A 20,723-nucleotide genomic window follows, 5' to 3' on the forward strand; every position below is an offset into this window, starting at 1 on the left:
AGGAACTCATGTACATAGGAAGAGTTTTAAAAGTTCTGGTCCTGGCGGTGTCGGTTTTTGCGGCCGGCGCCCTGTATCTGCCGGGCGTATCTCTGGCTGCGGATGTGTGGTGCTGTTCCCATGACGGCCGGTCATTTTATCTGGATTCGGACAGCATTAACGCGGCAAATCTTCCGAAGGGAATGGATTACCAGGTATCGGTGAAAGCGGTTCGTGAAAGCGACGGTTCCCTGGAACGGACTGTCGTTTACGGTTTCGAGTCCCAAAACGACAGCATGGTAGGGGCGTTCTATGAAAAATCCACAGACCTGTGGGAGTATTCCCCTTCCAAAAACGAAAGGCCGGTTTTGAAAGCCGTCTGGGAAACGATGAAGCCATATATGAAGCAAAAGCATATCAATTACAGCGATTCCTGGAAGTGGTAATGAAATGCCGGTGAATCATGAAAAAACTATTTACGGTTGATGATTTTATGATCGCCTTCGTCGCGGCGGCCGGCTATGGATTAGGCTTTGAAATTCCGAAGCTGCTGGGCTGGCCGGACTGGCAGTGCCTGGCAGTCTGCCTTGTGGTGGGTTTTGTGCTGGAAGAGGTGATAAGCAGAATCATCTTCAGCAAGGCCATACAGAAAAAACAAGCGTACCGGTATATGGCTTTTGTCCTGTTCATCTTCATCTTTCTGACGGTTCAGTATGCCGCCACGGCATGGCTGGGCGTATCCATGCTCGGACATTTGCTGGTACAGTACAGGAGCGTCATCCTCGTCCCACTTTTGGGATTTGCGTTCACCAGGGCGGTCCGCTGGTACCGTGTACGGAAAGTCCGCAGGCAATACGGAGACGGGAGCAACGGCTTTGTGTTTGACGAAGCGCTGAAAACCGTCGACCTGGACGAAGTGAACCGGCAGAACCAACCGGTCCGCGGCGCGTATGACACTGCCTGCGCGGTAAAAACAAAAACCGGTGTCTATGTCGGCGTCAAAATGAAGAACATCGTTTACTATTCGGGAATTCCCTATGCGAAGCCTCCTGTGGGGGAACGCAGGTGGAAAGCGCCCGAACCGCTGCCGGCATCGTCGGCTGTTTTTGAGGCGAATCACCTGGGCGCGTCTGCGGTTCAGGTGGATCACGAGGGTTCGATTTTAAAGCATCACAGACAAAGCGAGGACTGCCTGACGCTGAATATTTGCGTGGGCAGTAAAAAAACGGACCGGAAAAAGCCGGTCATCGTGTTGTTCCACCACGGCGATTTTGCCTACGGCGGGTCTGCCGATCCCCTGATGGACGGTACCAATTTGATCCGTACCTGCCCGGATGTTGTGGGCGTCAGCTTTAATTACCGCCTGGGTCTTTTCGGCTTTATTGATTTTTCGGAGATTCCCGGCGGGGAGGCGTATCCCGATGCCTTAAATCTCGGTCTGCTTGACCAGATTGCGGCGTTGCGATGGATCAAAGAAAACATTGCGGCTTTCGGAGGCGATCCCGACCGGATTACCGTGATGGGCTTTGAGTCCGGGGCCATCTCCATCAGTCTGCTGGCGGCCTGCGAACAGGCGAAAGGCCTGTTCCGGAAAGCGTTTGTGTTTCACGGCAATCCCCAGGCGGCGAACCATACGCCGGAAATGTCCAGGCTTTTGGCGAAGAAACTGTTGCAGGAAACTTCGACAACGACGATGGAAGAACTTCTGCAGCTTTCCACGGAACAGTTGAAGGAAGCGTCGCAAAAACTTCTGATGGGCCTGTTTTTGTCCGGGCCGACCCGTGACGGCAAACTGATTCCCGAAGATGTGTATGAGGCGTACCGGAACGGAACTGCTGCTGGCGTCGAATTCCTGATCGGCGTTGCCAGCAATGAAAGACAGATTTACAAATCGTTTGTCGGCAATCAGGCTTACGGGGATTTCATAGCAAACGAGCTGAACGTCATTTTGCGCTACCTTGACGCGGTCAGCCCGACCGACGCGCAGGCCATAAGAGACTATGTCCGGGAACAGGCGGCCACGGTTCCCGCGGCAGAAGCAAAAGCGAAAGCGGTCGAGCAATGCAGTGCGCTGGGTGTATATGCCAGCGCAAAAAAACTGGCGGAAGGCGGGAATAACGTTTACCTGCTGTATTGGGACGTAAAACCGCTGATCGAGAACCTGGGATCGGGCACGGTGGACGTGGCGTCGGCGTTTCTGGGCAACAGCGACGGAGCGCAGCTGTACGGCAATGTACTGCAGGGGGATATATCCGAGACGCTCAAACGTTTTTTAATTAAATTTTTGAGCGGGGACGCAATGTATTTTTACAATAATGAGATTAAAGGAATCAGCGCCATCGACTGGGAACGATTCCCCAAGGCTCTCATTGTTTCCGATAACGGATTTCGCTGCGGACCGGTTGAAGACAGGCTGACAGAGATTACGGGTTTGCTGAGGTTTATAAAACTTCGTGTATAATTGTTGGGCGCTTTTTGTAAAGAAAACGTGCCGGAGGCGTACAGCGCTGAGAATTATGATATCGGGCCGGATGTCGATTTTGCTGCAATGCCGGAGTTGCATCCCGTGCTGAAAGCAACAGATTGTAAAAGCATGGTAGCCCGTATGAACTGGCTTGTTGATAATTATTGGGAAAATGCTGACGCCCGGCTGTATCTGAAAAAACGGCAGGAATATTGCTTTTGAAGTCTATGGTCAAAGATATCAAGTACAGCCGCGTACTGGCGCTCAATCAGACGCTTATTGAGTTATAGAAGGTTCACGCTAACAGGCCAATATTAAAGAGAACAGGCGTTGGTATTCCATTCTATAACTGTTTCGTGTATAATGAAAGCAAAAGGAAAAGAAAAGCGGGAAAATTTGGAGGTGACAAATGCCAGAGATATCATTGTTTTTTGGAATCAGAGTTACTATGTACTATGAAGATCATCAGCCGCCGCATTTTCACGCAACCTATAACGGACAAAAAGTACTTATTGATATTTTGAAAGGCCGGGTGCTACGAGGCGCATTCCCGGCAAGACAATTAAAGTTTGTTTTAGCGTGGTGTGAAATACATCAAGATGAACTGATGCAGGATTGGGAACTGGCAAAAGATAATCTCCCATTAAACAAGATTGCGCCGTTGGTGTGAGTAATCGGAGGAAGCCGCGATGATGGACTATACACCAGACATTGTGCAGGTTGTACCTCATGAAGATTACACGGTTTCCGTGTATTTTTGTGACGGGAAGATTGTATTGTACGATGTAAAGCCAAAACTGAATCAAGGAGTATTCCAAAAACTTAAAGACAAATCGTTGTTTATGAATCATTGCCGAATTATGAATGATACATTAGCCTGGGATGTGACGGGTACTAACGATACAGCGAAATGTATTGACATCGACCCGGATTATTTGTATGAACTGGATTGTGCTGAGGATTATATTGCTGGTTAGAGGTAAAGTTGCATTCATAATTTTCAAAACAGCCGCGATTGTGCGGCTGTTTTGCTGAGAGGGAACTGACGAAGAGATAGAGTTTACACTGCCAAATCGTGATTTGTGAGGATGATGCAAATGACCTATAAAGTAATTGACAAAGAGACGTACTATAGAAAAGATGTGTTCCGTCACTTTTCAGAAGATTGCAAGTGTTCGACTTCCATGACAGCGAGAATTGACGTCACTGAACTTGTTCACTATTCAAAAGAGGCGGGGACAAAGTTCTACATCAATTTTCTCTATATCCTGTCAAAAGTTCTCAATTCCCGCGAGGATTACAAAATGGGTTATCTCTGGCAGACGGAAGAACTAATCAGCTATGATGTGATCAATCCAACGCAGTATATTTTCCATGAAGACACGGAAACTTTCACACTGGTTTACACGGAATACCAAGAGGACTATAACGCGTTTTATACTAACGCTCTTCAGGATATGGAAAAGGCAAAGAACACACGGGAATACGGACTGGACATGGAAAACCATCCGAACTGGTTTGATGCATCCTGTATTCCGTGGATCTCCTATGATTCTCTTCATATTGAATTACCAGACGGGCATTTGTTTTTCGCGCCAATTGTAAACTGGGGTAAGTATCGCAGGGAAGACGGGAGGCTGTTAATGCCGGTAACTGTACGCCTGAATCATGCGATAGCAGATGGGCATTTAGTTGCCAATGTTTTTCGCTTGTTGCAGCTTGAGATTAAATCTTTTGTACAGAAATAGGAATACAAATTAGCTTTTCTTTAACAACCGTAGAATTTATTTTCTGCGGTTGTTTTGTTATAATAATGATAGTGATACAAATCGAAGTTTGCAGGTGAATGATATGTATGAGCTGAAAATTGATGAACTCGGTAAAATTTTAGAGAAAGAAGAACCGGAAGGCGTGGATTTCTTTCTTATGGCGGATGAAAGGCCATACAATGGAACAGAATCACACAGGGCCGCCATTCTTTTTGCAGTGCATATGATAAATGAAAAGGAAAAGCAGACCATAAAAAAAGCGGAAGAACTTTTCGGGAAAGAGTATGCGGACCGGCTGCATCTGTTTACCTGTGACAGCAGCAAAGCAGAAGCAAAACGCCTCGACCCCGAGGCGCTCCTTTTTGTTCCGGAAGTACTGCGCGAAGGCTGTTACGGAAATAAGAAATACGACAGTGACTGGGTTCCCAACGATGAAAACTGTGGTAAAGAGATTCCGTACTGGTATGCGTTTCTGGAACCGCCTCATGGGACGAAATACGGGCCGGAAGACCTCCGGCGGATCAATGCCGTCCTGTTTCCGGACGGTGCGGAAGGCCTGGAAGCGTACGAATGGACAACCGACTGGTCGGATATTTTTGATGACGGACATGAATGGTGGGGCGCGTCGTGCTGGAGCGTATACGACAGCCACAGGAACCGGTTTGTCGTGTTGCTGGCTTCGGCAACAGACTGAGAAAATTCCAATTTAACTAAATCAATGCTGACAGATCAATGGCAGAAGCATTTCAGAAAAAATCTGTAGACGGTCATACGATACTTTTAGAAGGTGGAACAAACTGTTATAAGGGGTATTTATGTTTGCAGAAGGATTTCCTAAAGAATTCAATCAGGCATATTTGCATGCGATTTCAGCAATAAGCAGGAAGACAGTTAATAATGTTCCTTGCGGCATATTGGATGAATACAATTCCGATCAGGAAATCTATTATCTGACTGACGGAAGTAAAATAAGATTTCCGTACAGAATTTGTTTTGAAGATGATGATAATGCTTATAAAAAGTTAGACGGATTAGAAAAAAATATATACGATTGTATTTTTACAAGACACTGTGACGGTCATATTAGGGAAAAGCATCTTAGAAATCTGTTGACTGCCGGAATGAATGAGTGGTTTATGCCGTACATACTGAGATTGTCTTCTGAATATGTGGTTGAAATAATAGAGATTATATACGAGACAATAAGGGATAAAGATAACAGGCAAATACAGGACTTCTGTCGCAATAATCCAATTCTGCTGAAACGCGCCTATACAAGAATGAAAAGCTATTGGGAATGTTATCACAAAACTCAGTATCCGGAGTTTGAACAGTATGTTGGGAAAAAACTGTTTGAAGAATGCTATTTTCCGGCAAGAATCTTTGAACAGCCCGGAATTACGGAGGAGCAGAAGGCAGATGTTTTTGGAGAGTTGGATTACAGTGGTGATACCGTAACGTATACTTACATGGGAAAAACGTACCGCCTGACTTCCTATCCATATGAACCGTGTCTGTATCTCTGGGAGAATGACACACGCGTATGCACACTGCATAACGCATATAATACCTGGCACCTGAAAGAAGTATTTTCCGCTGGAAAAACGGTAAGCACAAACTACGGAAAAGATTACGATAAGGAATTCGATGAAGTGGGTTTCTGCAGGGTTTTGGCGGCAGCGCTTGACAGCGGACGGGACGATATGGATCTCTTCTATGCCGCAAAACTTGCAAAAGGAAAATCCAATTAAATTCATAATTTCTTTAACAACCGTAGAATTTATTTACTGCGGTTGTTTTGTTATAATGAATAAAGAAGAACCGGAAGACGTGGATTTTTTCTATAATTTCTAATGACTATTTTTTCCGGATTGTCGTAAGATACGAAAACGATCATTATTTTGGGCGGTGAGGTGAGAATTGTGGAAGGTATTAAGAGTAAACTGTTGGCCTGTGCGCTGGCTGCAACGGTAAGCTTTGGAGTTGCCGGTGATGTTGATGCGGCCACTCGCGCTGAGATCGGCCAGATTAGCGTGAACAAAAGGGGAAGCAATTTCAAGTGCTGGAACAAGGAAGCCGCGTCCTATCAGACGCTTACGAAATATGTTAAGGAGATTACAAAGAAAAACAGTAAGAGCTATATCCCGGTGGAAGACCGCGTAGCGGTTTTTGATATGGATGGCACCATCCTCTGCGAGACTGCGCCTTACTATTTGTCCCAGATGCTGATTTTGGACCGTACCCTGCATGATAAAAGTTACACGCCCTCAACGGAGGACAGGCAATTCGCGTTGGATTTGGATGCATGGCTTAAAAACAGGAAGGCAGGCAACAAACCGGGCAGCAGCTCTCCGCATTTTGCCTCGGTCTTTTCCGGGCTGACGGATCCGGAATACACGGCCTGTGTAGAAAAATTTATGGCTAAACCCGTGGAAGGGCTTGGAAATCTTGCCTGGGGGGAAGCGTTTTACCTTCCGATGGTCGAAGTGATAAAATATCTGCAGGCGAACCAGTTCCAGGTTTACATTGTTTCCGGCTCGGAACGGCAGCTGGTGCGGATACTGGTCTGCGATATGCTGGCCATTCCGGAAGCGAACGCCATTGGTACGGATAATGCAATCCTGGCAGCGCACCAGGGCGATACCGATGGACTGAAGTATGTGTATCGCAAGGACGATTAACTGGTGCGTGGAAAGTATCAGGGCAAAAACCTGCAAATGAATAAGGTGGTAGCCATTGCCAGAGAAATCGGCAAGCAGCCCGTGCTGGCTTTTGGAAATTCCCGTGATGATGCCAGTATGCTTAACTATGCAATTAATGGAAACAAATATAAAAGCGCCGCGTTCTTTGTGCTGTGCGACGACTTGCAACGGGAACTCGGCAATTTGGAAAAAGCCGACAAATGCAGAAAGCTCGCGGCCGAATATGGCTGGAATGTTGTTTCCATGCGGGATGATTTCAAGACAATCTATGGTGATAACGTGATGCGCCTCGACCTCAGACAGGAGAGAAAAATAAAGTAAATCAATTATCTTATTGTGGGCGGTATGCCGGAAAGCGTGGCGTCCTGGCTCAAATACAAAGACCCGGCGAAGATTGCACGGATACAGAAGGAACTGATTGAGGTCTACGAAAACGATTTTTCCAAACACAACGGTAAGGTCAACAGCGGACGAATCCTGATGGTGTTTCGCAGCATTGCTTCGCAGCTGGCAAAAGCAAATGAAAAGTTTATGTACGGCGTTGTGCGCGAAGGCGCCCGAGCCCGTGAGTTTGAAGAAGCAATAGAGTGGCTTGTATCGGCCGGTATGCTGGTGCGCGTTTACAACGTATCTTTCTAAAAATAATGGAGAAATTGATTTTGTACTTCAGTATGGAACAGAAATTATCCCTGTGGAAGCCAAGGGCGGGGAAGATAAATCCGCGCCGGCCTTTAAGCGATACATTGCCGAACGCAGTCCGGACCATGCCATCCGTTTTTTCAAACGAGGCTACCGGCAGGATGGGAATATCACCAATGTTCCGCTGTATCTTGCGGGGAAAACGAGAGCATTGCTGTAAACATGGTAGGAAACTCCATGATTCTTTCCGAGCCTGACGATACGCATCTCACGTTGTTTAATCCGGATGAGGAACTGCTGCGTTTAATCAGGTCCCTTTCCCTGGGGGAAGGGTTGTTTGTCTGGAAACCGTAAAGACAGATTGTGGGCAAAAAAATCCAATGAATGAGGGGAAGGATGTTCGGCAGTCGACACGAAAATACAAAATGTTGAGCCTGTACCGAGCCATTTATAACAATCCGGCAAATTCCTGTTTTCATTCGCGATTGCAGCAGCAGAGCACAAACCAAAAATCTATATTCCGAAATTAAACAGAAAAAAACCGGAGTTACGTTAAAAACTCCGTTTTTTTTTGCGAAAAAATAAATTCCAACTTGTGATTTAACTGTGATTGTGATATGATGGTTGCGTATTAGTTCCAACTTGGTATTTATTTTTTTTGAAATGGTTTGCTTAATCGGGGGATTTATGAGCGTTTATGATAAACTTTTTAAAACGGCGGATGAGCAGAAGTATTTCCGCATAGCGCTGCCTGCGGCAGTGGAATGTGTTTTTATGAGTTTTCTGGCTTCCGCGGATTTGATCATGGTAGGGTCGCTGGGCGCGGTATCCATTGCTGCCGTCAGTATTTTTGCCCAGCCACGGATGGTACTTCTCTGTTTTGCCCGTTCCATTGCGTCCGCCGTTACGTTGCTGACCGCGAGGAAAGCCGGGGCAAAGGATGTGGCGGGCGTCTCAGAACTGTTGCGCAAGTCGCTGTTCCTCGCCGGTATTTTTATGGGACTGCTTCACATCCTGTTTTATTTCCTGCTGGAAAAAATCTTATTGCTGATGGGCGCAGGAAGCGATTATCTTCCCCAGGCACTGCTGTACAGCCGCATTGCTATCTTTTCGGTATATGTTACGTCCATGACTTCGGTACTGCAGGCAGTCCAGCTTGGCTTTGGGGAAACGGGCGCGATTATGCGCACAAACGTGGCCGGCAATATTGTCAATGTCATTGTGAATGCCCTGCTGATTTTCGGTGTAGGCCCATTCCCTAAAATGGGCGTTGTGGGCGCGGCCATCGGTACGGTGACGGGAACGTTGTTTACGCTGTGCGCCACGGTTTATGTTATGAATTATAACAAGTACTTTTCCCAGGGCGGCAGCATGATCCCGGACAGAAAGTATTTTAAGGAATTCTTGCCAATTTTTGGCAGCATGATCAGCGAGCAGGGCTTTGAACGCCTTGGCATGGTACTTTTCACCCGGATGGCGGCGGGCCTTGGTACGGTTCCCTTTGCAGTGCACAGCATCTGCATGAGCGTGGTGGACTATTATTGGGATTTTGCCACCGGGCTGGGGAAGGCGAGCATGGTGCTGGCAGGGCAGAGCTGCGGCGCGAAGAATGAACGGGACTGGCATATTTTCCGCAAGATAGGCATCAGGTGGGGCCTAATTTTTTCGACGGTCAGCTTTGTGTTTATTTTCCTGCTCCGTAAGCCGATTTTTATGGTTTATTCAAACGATCCGGCAGCGCTGGCAATGAGCGGGATCATTATGTTCGTGGTTGCCATCGTGGGTTATTCGGAAGCGCAGGGGCTGGTGTGCGCCGGTATTTTGCGGGGCAGCGGGAAGACGGCCGTTGTTGCGCTGTATTCTTTTGTATCCATTGCGGTCCTGCGCCCGTTGTTGACGGCTTTCTTCCTGTATGTAATGGGGCTGGGACTGCCGGGGGCCTGGCTTGCCCTGCTGCTGGACCAGTCCATTCGCGCGGGCTGCGCTACGTTTCTGGTCCGGCGCATGCAGCCCCAAATCGGGCATCATATGGAAAAATTGGGCAATGCGGCCTGAGTATGATATATTTTAATCAGGAATAACCGAAAATTTTTATATAAATACAAATGCAGACAGGATGTGGCAGCGATGGATTTTATCAGAGCGCGAAGCGGGGAACAGAAAAAAATAAGGATAGAACAGATAACAAACGCAGCGGCGGAACTATATGCGGAAATCGGCTACGACAAAGTGACATTTTCGGAGATCGGGCGCAAGCTGAATTTTACGCGCCGCAATCTGTATCATTATTTTCGCTGTAAGGAAGATATCTTCCTTACACTTTTGCTGCAGGATATTGAGAACATGGTGGAAGATGCGGAAAAAACGTTTACGGAACCGGTCACGGATCAGGAAAAATTCTGTATTACCTGGGCCGGGATGCTGCTTCGCCATCAGCGGATGCTCGCCTTGTTCGGCATCGTGAATACTGTCATTTTGAAAGATGCTTCTTCCGATGTGCATCGCGATTTCCGTATAGAGATGAACCGCTCGTTTAACAGGCTGAAGGCGGTGGTACAGCGTATCTTTCCCCGGTTTACGGAAGAAGAGGCATATCAGTTTGTTGAGTACGAAAACAGCTATGCGATGACATTGTATCCGGCCAGCCTGGAATATAAAGAATTCCACCATATCGAAATATTCCCTGACGCCGGCTTTGGCACAAGGGATTTTACATCCCAGTTTGTTACGTTTTTACGGCGGCTTCTGAAAGGGTTTCGGGAGTAATTTATTTTCTGCCTCAGGGTTGGCATTCTTACTCGACTGTAATTGATGATACAAATCAAGAAGAGATTTAATGAAAACAGGCTGTATAAGCTGAAGGTAGATAAGATCTGAATGTAAAAATTGAAGCGTTGGAAGCGATATCAGCCGCCAAGTAAAAATCCGATTTAAACCGGGTTTTGTGAGGATCTGAAATATGTACAGAATAGAAAGTGACACCTTTCCCTTATTATTGATAGAAAATTTCTATCAATAATAAGATAATACAATTGGACTTTTTGCACATTCGTCTTTTATAATCATTACAGAGAAAGAGAAGACGGCATCAGCCGGTCACAAAAAACCTGATTTAAGAATGCTCAAAAGGAGGCATACACAATGCAGTATGTAAAATTCGGCAACACAGGGATGGATGTTTCCCGTATTTGTCTGGGGATGATGAGCTTTGGCAAACCCGGAAAAGAAAACGGTGTTTTTCCCTGGGCTAAGACGTATGAAGACGGCAAGGATATTTTCAAAAAAGCAATTGATCTGGGTATCAACTATTTCGATACAGCCAATGTTTATCAAATGGGTTCCAGCGAAGAAATCACCGGACGTTTCATCCGGGATTTCGGCCTGAACCGGGATGAAATCGTGGTAGCAACGAAAGTTAACTTTGAAATGCGCCCGGGCCGTCCTAACGGTGGCGGCCTGTCCCGTAAAAATATCATGACAGAAATCGACCACAGCCTGGAACGTCTGGGCTTGGATTATGTGGATGTGTATCAGATCCACCGTCTGGATTCTAACACCCCCATGGAAGAAATCATGGAAGCGCTGCACGACGTGGTAAAGAGCGGCAAAGCCCGTTACATCGGCGCGTCTACCATTTTTGCCTGGCAACTGGAACGCCTGCAGGGTATTGCGGAACGGAACCACTGGACGAAATTCGTTTCTCTGCAGCCACAGTACAACCTGATTTATCGGGAAGAGGAACGGGAAATCATGCCTTTGTGTCAGGACAGAAAGATGGCGGTGGTTCCCTGGAGCCCGCTGGCCGGCGGTCGCTGCGCCCATCCCTGGGGAACGGAGACGGAACGGAACAAGATTGATGAGGTTTCCCCTATGGTATGGAACGCTACAAATGATGTAGATAAAGTGGTGGTGGACAATCTGGAAAAAATCGCGAAAGCACACGGTCGTACCATGGCCCAGGAAGCACTGGCGTGGATGTTGTCCAAACCTTTCATCACTGCGCCGATTGTGGGAACAACCAGTGTTCAGCATGTGGTGGAAGCGGTATCCGCTCTCGACATTAAACTGGACGAAGAAGAAATCAAAGCATTGGAAGCGCCTTATGTGCTGCACATTAAAACGGGAGCATTCTGATCATAGAAAGAAGGTAAAGAGTTATGAGCGTATTTGCAGATTTGCGTAACGGAAAAGCCTATGATATACGGGATTCCAAATACCGTCAGGAAGTCTGGACAGAAATCATGCGTTGTCGACATTTGTGTCATACGATCAATGCTGCGGATCCTTACGAAACAGGACGGATCACGGAACTGGAAAAAGAACTGTTTAACGGGAAACTGCCGGAAGGGTCTTTCAGTGAAAATTTCGAACAGAGATCCTTGCGTTTTTGCGAAAAGGAATTAGAGACGCGGAAGAAAGGAGCATATTCATCATGGCTAAAGTTTTAATTGCGTATTACTCACGTAAAGGGCAGAATTACTGGAACGGCAGCATTAAAAATCTGGCGAAAGGCAACACAGAAGTCGTTGCTGAAATGATTAAAAAGGCTGTTGGAGGGGATTTGTTTGAAATTGAAACGGTAAAGGAATATCCTGTGGATTACACCGAATGTACAGAGGTGGCAAAAGAAGAATTGAGGGGCAAGGTCCGACCGGAACTGAAAGCGTATCCGGAAAGCATGGATGAATATGATGTTATCTTTTTAGGTTATCCCTGCTGGTGGGGCACCATGCCTATGGGCGTGTACACCTTCCTGGAACACTTTAATTTTGCCGGCAAAAAAATCGTACCTTTTTGTACCCACGAAGGTAGCCGCATGGGTGGCAGCGTGAACCAGATTAAAAAGACGGCTCCCGGCGCAATTGTATTGGAGGGGCTTCCCATCCACGGGGCAGAAGCGGCACAGTCTGAGGGCGAGGTCTCGGCCTGGGCGAAAAAATCCCTGTCTACGGAAGCGGGCGAGGCAGGATTCTTAAAGCGTACGCTGCATTTGGGTTAATTAAAGCGTAGTCGCCATACCAAATTCATAATTTCTTTAACAACCGTAGAATTTATTTTCTGCGGCTGTTTTGTTATAATGATGGCAGTGAAGCAAATCGGTGTTTTTATTAGGTTTTGCAGGATAAGGATTATTAAGTAGACAACTTCGTATTTGTCGTGCTACATTGCAAACCTGACACGTTTGTCGCGTGTCAGGTTTTATATTTTGCCAGAGGGCTCTTTACATATTGGCAAATATATTGTACAATAAACAGGACAAAAGGAGGCGGGAATATGCTGGCTGTTAATTATTCAACGTTACGAAACAATCTGAAAGCGTATTGTGATAAAGCGACAGACGAATCTGAAACGGTGATTGTGACACGGAAAAATGAAAAAAATGTTGTTATTATGAGTTTGGAAAAATACAACAATCTGCGGGAAAATCTGTTCCTGATGCAAAACCGGAAAAACTATCAGCACATTTTGCAAGGGATTGAGGAGCTGGAACAAGGTCAGACAGTCACTAAAGTGGCAGAAGATCTGGAGGAGTTTTTAATTGAATAGAACTTTTTCCAGACAGGGGTGGAATGATTTTGTGGAGTGGGTGAATGAGGACCGCAAAGTTGCCCGGAGGATTATTTTGCTGCTGAATGATATTGAACGCAACGGTAATGAAGGTCTGGGTAAGCCGGAAGCGTTGCGCAACCGCTTATCCGGTTACTGGAGCAGGCGGATAACGGAAAAGGATCGTTTGATTTATCGCTTTGATGAGAACACGATTTATATAGCAGCTTGTAAAGGGCATTAACTTAGCAAAGTTAAATTCCAGTTAAAATATTCTGTTGCAAGTTCTATTTGGAGGGAAAAATGAAAAAACGAATCAAAACCGTGGTTCTTCTGATTGTTGCGCTTCTTCTCGTATCTGTGCTTACAGGCTTCGCAGGAAATCGTGAAAAAACCATCAAAACCGGGATTATTGGCGCGGTTGATATGGAGGTAGACTCCTTAAAAAGGGAGGTCAGAAACGCAAAGACAACACGCATTGCGGGTATGGAGTTTTGCGAGGGATCGTTGGACGGTGCGGATGTTGTTATTGTAAAATGCGGTATGGGAAAGGTTAACGCCGGAACATGCGCCCAGCTTCTTATCAACGTCTTTGGAACAAAACGCATTATCAATACCGGAGTAGCCGGTTCCCTGGATGCCTCAATCAATATCGGAGATATTGTTGTATCCAAGGATGTGGTGCAACATGATTTTGACCTGACCCCATTGGGCTATGCTCCCGGTGAGCTGGAGGGCATTGGTTCACCGTCTTTACCTGCGGACGCAACCATGCGCAAAAGCGCAGTGAAGGCTGTCAGGAAGTGTGCGCCGGAAGTCAGCGTTTTCGAAGGCCGTGTCTGTACCGGCGATCAGTTCATCTCGACTACAGAGCAGAAAAATGCCATTGTTGCAAAATTTGGCGGTCTCTGTTGTGAGATGGAGGGCGGAGCGATTGCACAGATTTGCCACCAGAACAAAATACCTTTTGTTATCATACGGGCAATCTCCGATAAAGCGGACGGCTCTGCGAAAATGGACTACGCTACATTTGAGAAGGACGCGGCAATCCGATGCGCAGCCGTCACCCGTTACATGATTTCCCGCTAAAAGCTGATCAATGAAAAAACGTATTCGCAAATTATGAAGCTGTAGTCGAAAAAATGCTGTAGAAAACGGATTGACAAATTGCAGTTTTTCTTACAGCCGTAGATTTTTCCGCAGTTGTTTTGTTATAATGATGGCAGTGATACAAACCGGTGTTTTTATCAGGTACAGGGGATATTTATGTTTACTGAAGGATTTCCTAAAGAACTAAATAACGCCTGTTTACATACGGTTTCCAAAATAAGTAATAAGACGGTTAATAATGTTTCGTGCGGAATATCGGACGAATATAATTCTGTTAAAACGTGCTTATACAAGAATGGCAAGCTATTGGGCATGCTATTATAAATATCGGTATCCTGAGTTTAAGTATTATGTTGGGCGAAAACTATTTGAAGAATGCTTTTCTCCCCAAACGGACTTCAATAAATTATAAAGGGCATTTATGATGATTTGGTAAATCGCGATTTGGAGGCAAGTGATGAAAATGGATAAGGAGGTGTATGTATGCCTGTTTTCAACTTTAACTCAGACACAGAACCTTCCGGAAATAAGGGGAGTTTTACTTATCCGGTAAGCGTTCCGGTAGATGGTCTGCCGTTTGTAAAACTTCATGTTACCGGTCTGGTTGCGTATGAGATAACGGATCAAATGAGGAATAACGCGTTTGGCGCAAGAATTCCCCAGACGTTGTATCTGGCGCTGAAAGAAGTATTCCAAAAAGGTGTGCCCGGTGCAGATCCCCGGGAGATTCCGGCGCATGAAGCAGACCTTTTTAACATGCTGCGGCAAGGCACTCTTTCCCCTATGATTGAGAGTCTGGGTATCCGGCCTGTCGCTGTAAAAATTAACAGCGTCAGCACGGAGTCCGTGATGGGGTCGTTCATGGAGCCCCGGCAAATGGCCCAGGCTCAGCAGGCCGGTACAGGACCATGGTCCTGCCCGAACTGCGGAGCGCAGAACAAAGGCCGCTTCTGTGAGTACTGCGGAAGTCCAAAACCGTAAAATTCCGGCTTTTCTAATAACCGCAGATTTTCTCCGGCCTTTTTGATATAGTGTAAAAAACAATGGGAGGTGGCTTATGGAAATCAAACAGATTCGCAATGCAACAATTCGCGTTTTATATGCAGGTAAGACTTTTTTGATAGATCCCTGGCTTTTGGAAAAAGGACAGATGGGATGTTTTCTGGATATTCCGGGCAATCCGTTTCATGTTCCGGATACAGCTAAAGAAGGGGTACCGATGCCGATGTGCGCGCTGCCTGAACCGGCAGAAGAAATACTGAAAGACGTAGACTTTTATATTGTAACGCACATTCATCCTGACCATATTGATATGGCGCCGGATGGCACGGTAGGAAGAATGTTGGATAAAACGGTGCCTGTTTTGGTGCAGAATGAAACAGATGGCAGGGTGTTCCGTGAATCCGGCTTTGAACAGGTCCTTGTTTTAGGGGAAACAGCGTACGCCTGCGGTGATGTTTCGATTACCCGGACACCGGCTTTGCATGGCGTGATAGAACCCTGCGGAGAAGCCTGCGGCGTTATATTTCAGGCAAAACAGGAAAAGACGCTGTATGTTGCAGGGGATACGATCTGGACGACAGAAATCAAAAAGACACTGCAGACTTTTACGCCGGATGTGGTGGTATTAAATGCCTGCGCTGCAGAATTGGTTGGTTTTGGACGGTTAATCATGAATGACGAAGATGTGGAAGCTGTTGCCCGGACCGTACCGGACGCGCAGATTGTCATCAGCCATATGGACACGGTGGCGCATGCGTCCATAACCCGTTATACAATGCGCGGCCTGCTGGAAAAGCGCGGCGTGGACTATCTGATGCCTGAAGACGGGGAGACGCTGACGTTTAACTGAACAGATTCCGGTTTTTCCAACAGCCGTAGATTTTTCTGCGGTTGCTGCGAATGCGAACCGGTTATACCTGGCCAAAAAATACTTGAAAAAAGGAGCAATGCTATGAGAATCGCAGTTACCTACAAAGATGGAGAAGTATTTCAGCATTTCGGTCATTCTGAACAGTTCAAACTCTACGATGTTGAAGATGGTAAAATCACGAAAGAGCAGGTGGTAGAAACAAACGGCAGCGGTCACGGAGCTCTGGCCGGATTCCTTCAGGCTGCCAAGGTTGATGCCCTGATATGTGGCGGTATCGGAATGGGCGCGCAAATGGCGCTCGCGGATGCCGGAATCAGGTTCTACGCCGGTGTCCGGGGACAGGCAGATGCTGCTGCCAGGGCGCTGGCAGAAGGGACGCTCGATTATGATCCGGATGCCCGCTGCGATCATCATGGTCATCACCACGACGGAGATTGTGGTCACGACCATTGTGCGGATCATCATTGCCACGGGAACTAAAAAGGGGCATTCTGCAAAATGAAATCATGCAGTTATAATAACAAATGCGTGATTATCTGACAGTCGTGGATTTTTCCACGGCTGTTTTGTTTTAGTCCGACAAATTCGGATTTTTATTAGGTATACGATAGGGCGAAAATGGAGTATCGTATAACATAAAGCAAGACAGAGGGAATAACCTGGTTTATTATAACCATCATGTTTATACAGAAGAAGAATACAACAAAAAGGAAGAAGCTCATTTTAAGGCCCGCGGTATCCGCCAGTTACAGGGCGGACCAGAATCCTTAAAACGAACTTCTTCCGAAAACAGTATAGCAGAAAATGAAGGAAAAATCAATACCTTAAATCAATCTGCGTTCCATGGCACTGGCGCAAGGTTTGACCGGTTCAGCACTGACTTTATGGGAACCGGTGAAGGTGCGCAGGCGCATGGTTGGGGTTTATACTTTGCGGCAGATAGACAGGTTGCGGGTATACGATAGGGCGAAAATGGAGTATCGTATAACTCCATCTGTCCAATCAGGTAGTCCTTTATCTCCCAGCGGCGCACCGGTCCCCCACTGTCTGTAGTACTCCTCATCCCAGATTTTACGTTCTGCCGCATTCCTTGTGTCAAAAGGTTTGCGGATATTTAAAAATACCGGATATGTTTGTGGTTGTGTTGCTTCATCATATCTGTTTCTGATAGCAGAGGCACCTGGTGTTTGGTACTTGTTAGCATACCATTCCATGGGCGTAAAATATGCCTGTCGTCCTTTTTGGAATTCTCCAAAGCCGCCATAAGGCGTTCCATGATACACCACCAGCGGTTCCCCATTTTCATCGACTATTTTGGAACTATTGACATTCCATACATCTTCGGCTAAAATAGAGACAAGGGATTGGTGACGCTGGCCAGGCTCTGTTGCATTCGTATCTTTACGGATCACAGCTGGGAGGTCATCAATCTTTTTTATTGTTGTAAATTCATGATCGTAATATTTTTTCCCTTGGGCATCTTCATTAACGACCATGATAATAATAAATCTTTGACCATTGTACTCAATGGCATTAGCTAAAACATGAGACGTTTTACCATCTTCTAATTGCCGAATTCCAACCTTTTCTGCGCTTTGCAATATTTTTTCAATATATGGTAAAACAATAGAATTTGCCCTACCATGACCATGATGCAAACTATTTCTGATAGAATTGTTAGAAAAATCAACATCCCCGATTTTTGTTCCCGTAATTGTTTCAGGAATGTACGCACGAATAAATTGAATCAGTTTATTTTGTGCGCCTTTTTTATTGTTGGCATAATTAGTAACTAACTTTTTCCAGTTTTCATCAGCCTTTTGTATAACTACCGTTCCAGCGTCATCGACCTTAATCATTTCACCATTTGTTAATTTTTCTTTAACAATCGGTGCTTCCCAATTCCCGAACCAATTCTTAAAAGCAGGCGTACGAACAGTAACCCACTGGTCTTCCGTAAGATTGGTTGGTTCTCCATTTGGTGCCTTCATCCATTGGTCTGAACCAATATACAGTTTTCTGACTTTTTCTTTCTGTCTCTCAAATTCTGCCGGCGACACCTGGAACATCTGCGCCGCTTGTAACAGATTCCCTTTTCCAAAAGAATTTGTGTTTTGTGAAAAATCCACATTTAATATTCCATTTTCTAAATAATTGTTGCCTTCATTATCCTTGACATCTTTTAATAAATCGGCTACAATCATTTCAGAAGAATCAGAGTAACTACCCCCATGAGAAACCTCTTGTGAGGACTTTTGGGATCGTCCCTCTGGTTCTTTTTCTTTTGCAAAAGATTCATCATAGGTATACGATAGGGCGAAAATGGAGTATCGTATAACCGAAACCGGCTAAAATAAGATTATATCGTATTTTAGCCAGGGATAATTTAAAGCATTTAATGACTATTATTTTCTTTATTCTTTCGTTATAGGCGGAAAAACTCTTTCTTTTTTGAAACTTTTTTGGTATAATATAGAAAAACTTGTGAGGTGATGCCTGTGAACCTGCGTCCAGACTACATCAACGCTATTGCTCCTTTTATGGATAAACGCCTCGTCAAAATATTGGCCGGCGTGCGCCGGTGCGGGAAAACAACCATTCTCTCCATGATTGAACGGGAACTGAAAAACAGAAACATCGCCCCGGACCATATCATTTCACGCAATTACAGCAATATCGCGTATGACGACTACACCGCTAAAAAGATGTATTCAGACCTAAAGGCCGCCATGAACGGCAAAGGGCGTTATTATCTGTTGCTTGATGAGCTTCAGGAAGTCGAAGGCTGGGAAAAGGTTGTCAATACCTTGCTGGAAAACGAAAATGTCGATATCTATGTCACCGGTTCCAATTCCAAATTGATGTCCAGCGAAATTTCAACATACCTTACAGGCCGATATGTCTCTATCCCCGTATTCACCTTGTCTTTCAAAGAATATTTACAATTCAAAGGCAAGAACGAAGATGAGGCAAGAACGCTGTTCGATGATTACTTGTTATATGGAGGCTTCCCTATTGTCGCCATCAGCAACTTTGATACGGCTGCCGCCTACCAGGTAGTTGACGGAATTTATGCGACCGTCATTACGAGAGATATTTCAAAACGTCATAAACTACGTAATAAAGATCTGTTTGACCGGGTCGTAAAATACATCGTGGAAAATGTCGGCAAGACTTTTTCCGCCAATTCCATACGGAACTTCCTTAAAAGTGAACACCGTTCCGTTTCTATCGAATCTGTTTACAATTATATCAAATGGCTATCAGAGGCATTTATCATCTATCCCTGTCAGCGCTACGATCTACAGGGAAAATCCGTGCTGAAAACTCAGGAAAAGTATTATCTGTCCGATATCTCTCTAAAGTACAGCCAGATGGGCTTTAATCGCAAGATGGTCTCTTCCCTTCTTGAAAACATCGTGTATCTGGAACTGCGCCGCCGGGGATACGACATCTACATAGGAAAGCAAGCAGCCAAAGAAATTGACTTCGTTGCCATACGAAGGAACGAGCGTATATACATCCAGGTCTGCGACCAGTTTCCTGAAGACTCCTCCCGCGAAACGGACAACCTGATAAATATCAAAGATCATTATCATAAATACGTTGTCTGCCGGGATCCGCTGGCCCTCGGTAATGACAATGGCATCAACATCGTCCATATCGCCGACTTCCTGTTGACAGACAACTGGTAAAATAACGAATGAAAAAGTATATTTTGCCTCCTGACAACCTTCTACGTTTTGCCCCGCTTTTTTTACCAACAATTTTCACTTTTCAGGTATACGATAGGGCGAAAATGGAGTATCGTATAACTCTAAAACGGTTATTGATTCTATCTGCGATTTGTACTATATTAATAATAGACAAATCGGCAGAGGCCGAGGACCGTTTTACGGCAGACTTTGGTAAGATACCTGCCGGTTTTTCTATTTTTAATAACTAATCAGTATATCTATATTTTACAAGGCGGTTGTTGATAATAATCACTTTTGAACTCACAAATTGCAGTTTGTCTTACAGCCGTAGATTTTTCTGTAGCTGTTTTGGTATAATAAAGTGAGTCGATGATAATCTTACAAATCAGAATTTTTGAGAGATTGCTATGGATATTATAAAGACAGTGAATTACTATCGAAAACTAGATAAAAACAGTCTTTGTTCCTGTGATTATTGCAGAAACTATTGCTTAGGGATTAAGAAAACATATCCTATACTGTCAGATTATTTAACAGGGATGGGAGTCGATATTGAAAAACCATTTGAAACAATGCCTCTCGACCCATATGAAGGAATTATTGAATATATTGCTGTCCAATATATAGTCATGGGAAATCACTCTGATTTTAAAGCCGCAGTTGTTTCTGGTGTTGATATCGACATGGCTGATTCGCATCCTGTGACTGGTATAGAGGAGGAACATTTTGTAATCGAAATATCGCCTATAAAGTTGAAATGGGCTATATAGACAAATTCATATTTTCTTTAACAGCCGTGGATTTTTCTGCGGCTGTTTTGTTATAATGATGGCAGTGATACAAATCTTGCTAATGTTTGTCAAGAGTTTTTTCGAAAAATCTTGCTAATGTTTGTCAAGAGTTTTTTCGAAAAATCGGAACTTTTGAAAGCTAAAAAAAAGG

27 protein-coding genes are annotated in these 20,723 nt (G+C 45.3%); 26 read left to right on the top strand and 1 reads right to left on the bottom strand.

All coding sequences use genetic code 11. The features are described from left to right. Positions 1-8: 8 nt before the first annotated feature. The 24 genes from ACZOWY_RS10185 (at position 9) to ACZOWY_RS10300 (ending at position 16,563) form a co-directional block, all read left to right on the top strand. Positions 9-425, top strand: coding sequence for a hypothetical protein (locus ACZOWY_RS10185; RefSeq protein ID WP_484396957.1), 417 nt, complete (start codon positions 9-11; stop codon positions 423-425). A 17-nt stretch (positions 426-442) separates the two neighbouring features. After that, positions 443-2,440 (top strand): carboxylesterase family protein, encoded by a 1,998-nt coding sequence (locus ACZOWY_RS10190; protein WP_484396962.1) that lies wholly within the window; start codon positions 443-445, stop codon positions 2,438-2,440. A 3-nt stretch (positions 2,441-2,443) separates the two neighbouring features. Next, entirely contained in the window at positions 2,444-2,665 is a 222-nt protein-coding gene (locus tag ACZOWY_RS10195) for a hypothetical protein (RefSeq protein ID WP_484396965.1), read from the top strand. A gap of 187 nt (positions 2,666-2,852) precedes the next feature. Next, positions 2,853-3,113 carry a DUF4160 domain-containing protein gene (locus ACZOWY_RS10200; protein WP_484396971.1) on the top strand — a complete coding sequence of 87 codons (261 nt, stop codon included), beginning with the start codon at positions 2,853-2,855 and terminating at the stop codon, positions 3,111-3,113. Positions 3,114-3,132: 19 nt separating this feature from the next. Beyond that, positions 3,133-3,420 carry a DUF2442 domain-containing protein gene (locus ACZOWY_RS10205; protein ID WP_484396976.1) on the top strand — a complete coding sequence of 96 codons (288 nt, stop codon included), beginning with the start codon at positions 3,133-3,135 and terminating at the stop codon, positions 3,418-3,420. A gap of 120 nt (positions 3,421-3,540) precedes the next feature. After that, positions 3,541-4,191 carry a CatA-like O-acetyltransferase, family 3 gene (locus tag ACZOWY_RS10210; RefSeq protein ID WP_484396981.1) on the top strand — a complete coding sequence of 217 codons (651 nt, stop codon included), beginning with the start codon at positions 3,541-3,543 and terminating at the stop codon, positions 4,189-4,191. Between the two features lie 103 nt (positions 4,192-4,294). Then, the gene (locus tag ACZOWY_RS10215; RefSeq protein WP_484396984.1) at positions 4,295-4,906 is read left to right on the top strand and encodes a hypothetical protein; all 612 of its coding nucleotides are present in this window, start codon (positions 4,295-4,297) and stop codon (positions 4,904-4,906) included. 121 nt (positions 4,907-5,027) lie between these two features. Beyond that, entirely contained in the window at positions 5,028-5,963 is a 936-nt protein-coding gene (locus ACZOWY_RS10220) for a hypothetical protein (RefSeq protein WP_484396989.1), read from the top strand. A 171-nt stretch (positions 5,964-6,134) separates the two neighbouring features. Beyond that, the gene (locus ACZOWY_RS10225; RefSeq protein ID WP_484396993.1) at positions 6,135-6,893 is read left to right on the top strand and encodes an HAD family hydrolase; all 759 of its coding nucleotides are present in this window, start codon (positions 6,135-6,137) and stop codon (positions 6,891-6,893) included. Positions 6,894-6,896: 3 nt separating this feature from the next. Further along, complete coding sequence (locus ACZOWY_RS10230; RefSeq protein WP_484396998.1) at positions 6,897-7,235, top strand: hypothetical protein; 339 nt, start codon at positions 6,897-6,899, stop codon at positions 7,233-7,235. Positions 7,236-7,271: 36 nt separating this feature from the next. Continuing rightward, on the top strand, positions 7,272-7,553 hold the full coding sequence (locus ACZOWY_RS10235) for a DUF4143 domain-containing protein (protein ID WP_484397003.1): 282 nt from the start codon (positions 7,272-7,274) through the stop codon (positions 7,551-7,553). 52 nt (positions 7,554-7,605) lie between these two features. Further along, positions 7,606-7,773 carry a hypothetical protein gene (locus ACZOWY_RS10240; protein WP_484397007.1) on the top strand — a complete coding sequence of 56 codons (168 nt, stop codon included), beginning with the start codon at positions 7,606-7,608 and terminating at the stop codon, positions 7,771-7,773. Between the two features lie 2 nt (positions 7,774-7,775). After that, entirely contained in the window at positions 7,776-7,907 is a 132-nt protein-coding gene (locus ACZOWY_RS10245; RefSeq protein ID WP_484397010.1) for a hypothetical protein, read from the top strand. Positions 7,908-8,240: 333 nt separating this feature from the next. Next, a complete protein-coding gene (locus ACZOWY_RS10250) occupies positions 8,241-9,608 on the top strand; it encodes an MATE family efflux transporter (RefSeq protein WP_484397015.1) in 1,368 nt (455 codons plus the stop codon). A gap of 72 nt (positions 9,609-9,680) precedes the next feature. Then, positions 9,681-10,319: a TetR/AcrR family transcriptional regulator gene (locus ACZOWY_RS10255; protein WP_484397020.1), complete on the top strand. Its 639-nt coding sequence runs from the start codon at positions 9,681-9,683 to the stop codon at positions 10,317-10,319. A gap of 375 nt (positions 10,320-10,694) precedes the next feature. Then, positions 10,695-11,687, top strand: coding sequence for an aldo/keto reductase (locus tag ACZOWY_RS10260; protein WP_484397026.1), 993 nt, complete (start codon positions 10,695-10,697; stop codon positions 11,685-11,687). Between the two features lie 23 nt (positions 11,688-11,710). Then, positions 11,711-12,001 (top strand): maltose acetyltransferase domain-containing protein, encoded by a 291-nt coding sequence (locus tag ACZOWY_RS10265; protein ID WP_484397031.1) that lies wholly within the window; start codon positions 11,711-11,713, stop codon positions 11,999-12,001. Continuing rightward, positions 11,986-12,552, top strand: a complete 567-nt coding sequence (locus ACZOWY_RS10270; protein ID WP_484397035.1) for a flavodoxin — start codon at positions 11,986-11,988, stop codon at positions 12,550-12,552. Before ACZOWY_RS10265 ends, ACZOWY_RS10270 begins: the two co-directional genes overlap by 16 nt. Positions 12,553-12,827: 275 nt before the next feature. Next, positions 12,828-13,100, top strand: coding sequence for a type II toxin-antitoxin system Phd/YefM family antitoxin (locus ACZOWY_RS10275; RefSeq protein WP_484397040.1), 273 nt, complete (start codon positions 12,828-12,830; stop codon positions 13,098-13,100). Then, a complete protein-coding gene (locus ACZOWY_RS10280; protein ID WP_484397046.1) occupies positions 13,093-13,344 on the top strand; it encodes a Txe/YoeB family addiction module toxin in 252 nt (83 codons plus the stop codon). Before ACZOWY_RS10275 ends, ACZOWY_RS10280 begins: the two co-directional genes overlap by 8 nt. A 59-nt stretch (positions 13,345-13,403) precedes the next feature. Then, positions 13,404-14,189, top strand: a complete 786-nt coding sequence (locus tag ACZOWY_RS10285; protein WP_484397049.1) for a 5'-methylthioadenosine/adenosylhomocysteine nucleosidase — start codon at positions 13,404-13,406, stop codon at positions 14,187-14,189. A 504-nt stretch (positions 14,190-14,693) separates the two neighbouring features. After that, positions 14,694-15,191, top strand: a complete 498-nt coding sequence (locus tag ACZOWY_RS10290) for a zinc ribbon domain-containing protein (RefSeq protein ID WP_484397054.1) — start codon at positions 14,694-14,696, stop codon at positions 15,189-15,191. 76 nt (positions 15,192-15,267) lie between these two features. After that, positions 15,268-16,062, top strand: coding sequence for an MBL fold metallo-hydrolase (locus tag ACZOWY_RS10295; RefSeq protein WP_484397058.1), 795 nt, complete (start codon positions 15,268-15,270; stop codon positions 16,060-16,062). Between the two features lie 102 nt (positions 16,063-16,164). Next, positions 16,165-16,563: a NifB/NifX family molybdenum-iron cluster-binding protein gene (locus tag ACZOWY_RS10300; RefSeq protein WP_484397062.1), complete on the top strand. Its 399-nt coding sequence runs from the start codon at positions 16,165-16,167 to the stop codon at positions 16,561-16,563. Between the two features lie 443 nt (positions 16,564-17,006). Here the strand turns inward: ACZOWY_RS10300 and ACZOWY_RS10305 are convergent, their stop codons facing one another. Beyond that, positions 17,007-18,287 (bottom strand): ADP-ribosyltransferase-containing protein, encoded by a 1,281-nt coding sequence (locus ACZOWY_RS10305; protein ID WP_484397066.1) that lies wholly within the window; start codon positions 18,285-18,287, stop codon positions 17,007-17,009. 294 nt (positions 18,288-18,581) lie between these two features. On the opposite strand from ACZOWY_RS10305, the gene ACZOWY_RS10310 reads away from it, so the two are divergent. After that, on the top strand, positions 18,582-19,778 hold the full coding sequence (locus ACZOWY_RS10310; protein ID WP_484397070.1) for an ATP-binding protein: 1,197 nt from the start codon (positions 18,582-18,584) through the stop codon (positions 19,776-19,778). A gap of 410 nt (positions 19,779-20,188) precedes the next feature. Next, the gene (locus ACZOWY_RS10315) at positions 20,189-20,551 is read left to right on the top strand and encodes a hypothetical protein (protein WP_484397074.1); all 363 of its coding nucleotides are present in this window, start codon (positions 20,189-20,191) and stop codon (positions 20,549-20,551) included. Positions 20,552-20,723: the final 172 nt, after the last annotated feature.

The sequence above is a fragment of the Succiniclasticum sp. genome (genome assembly GCF_056977735.1).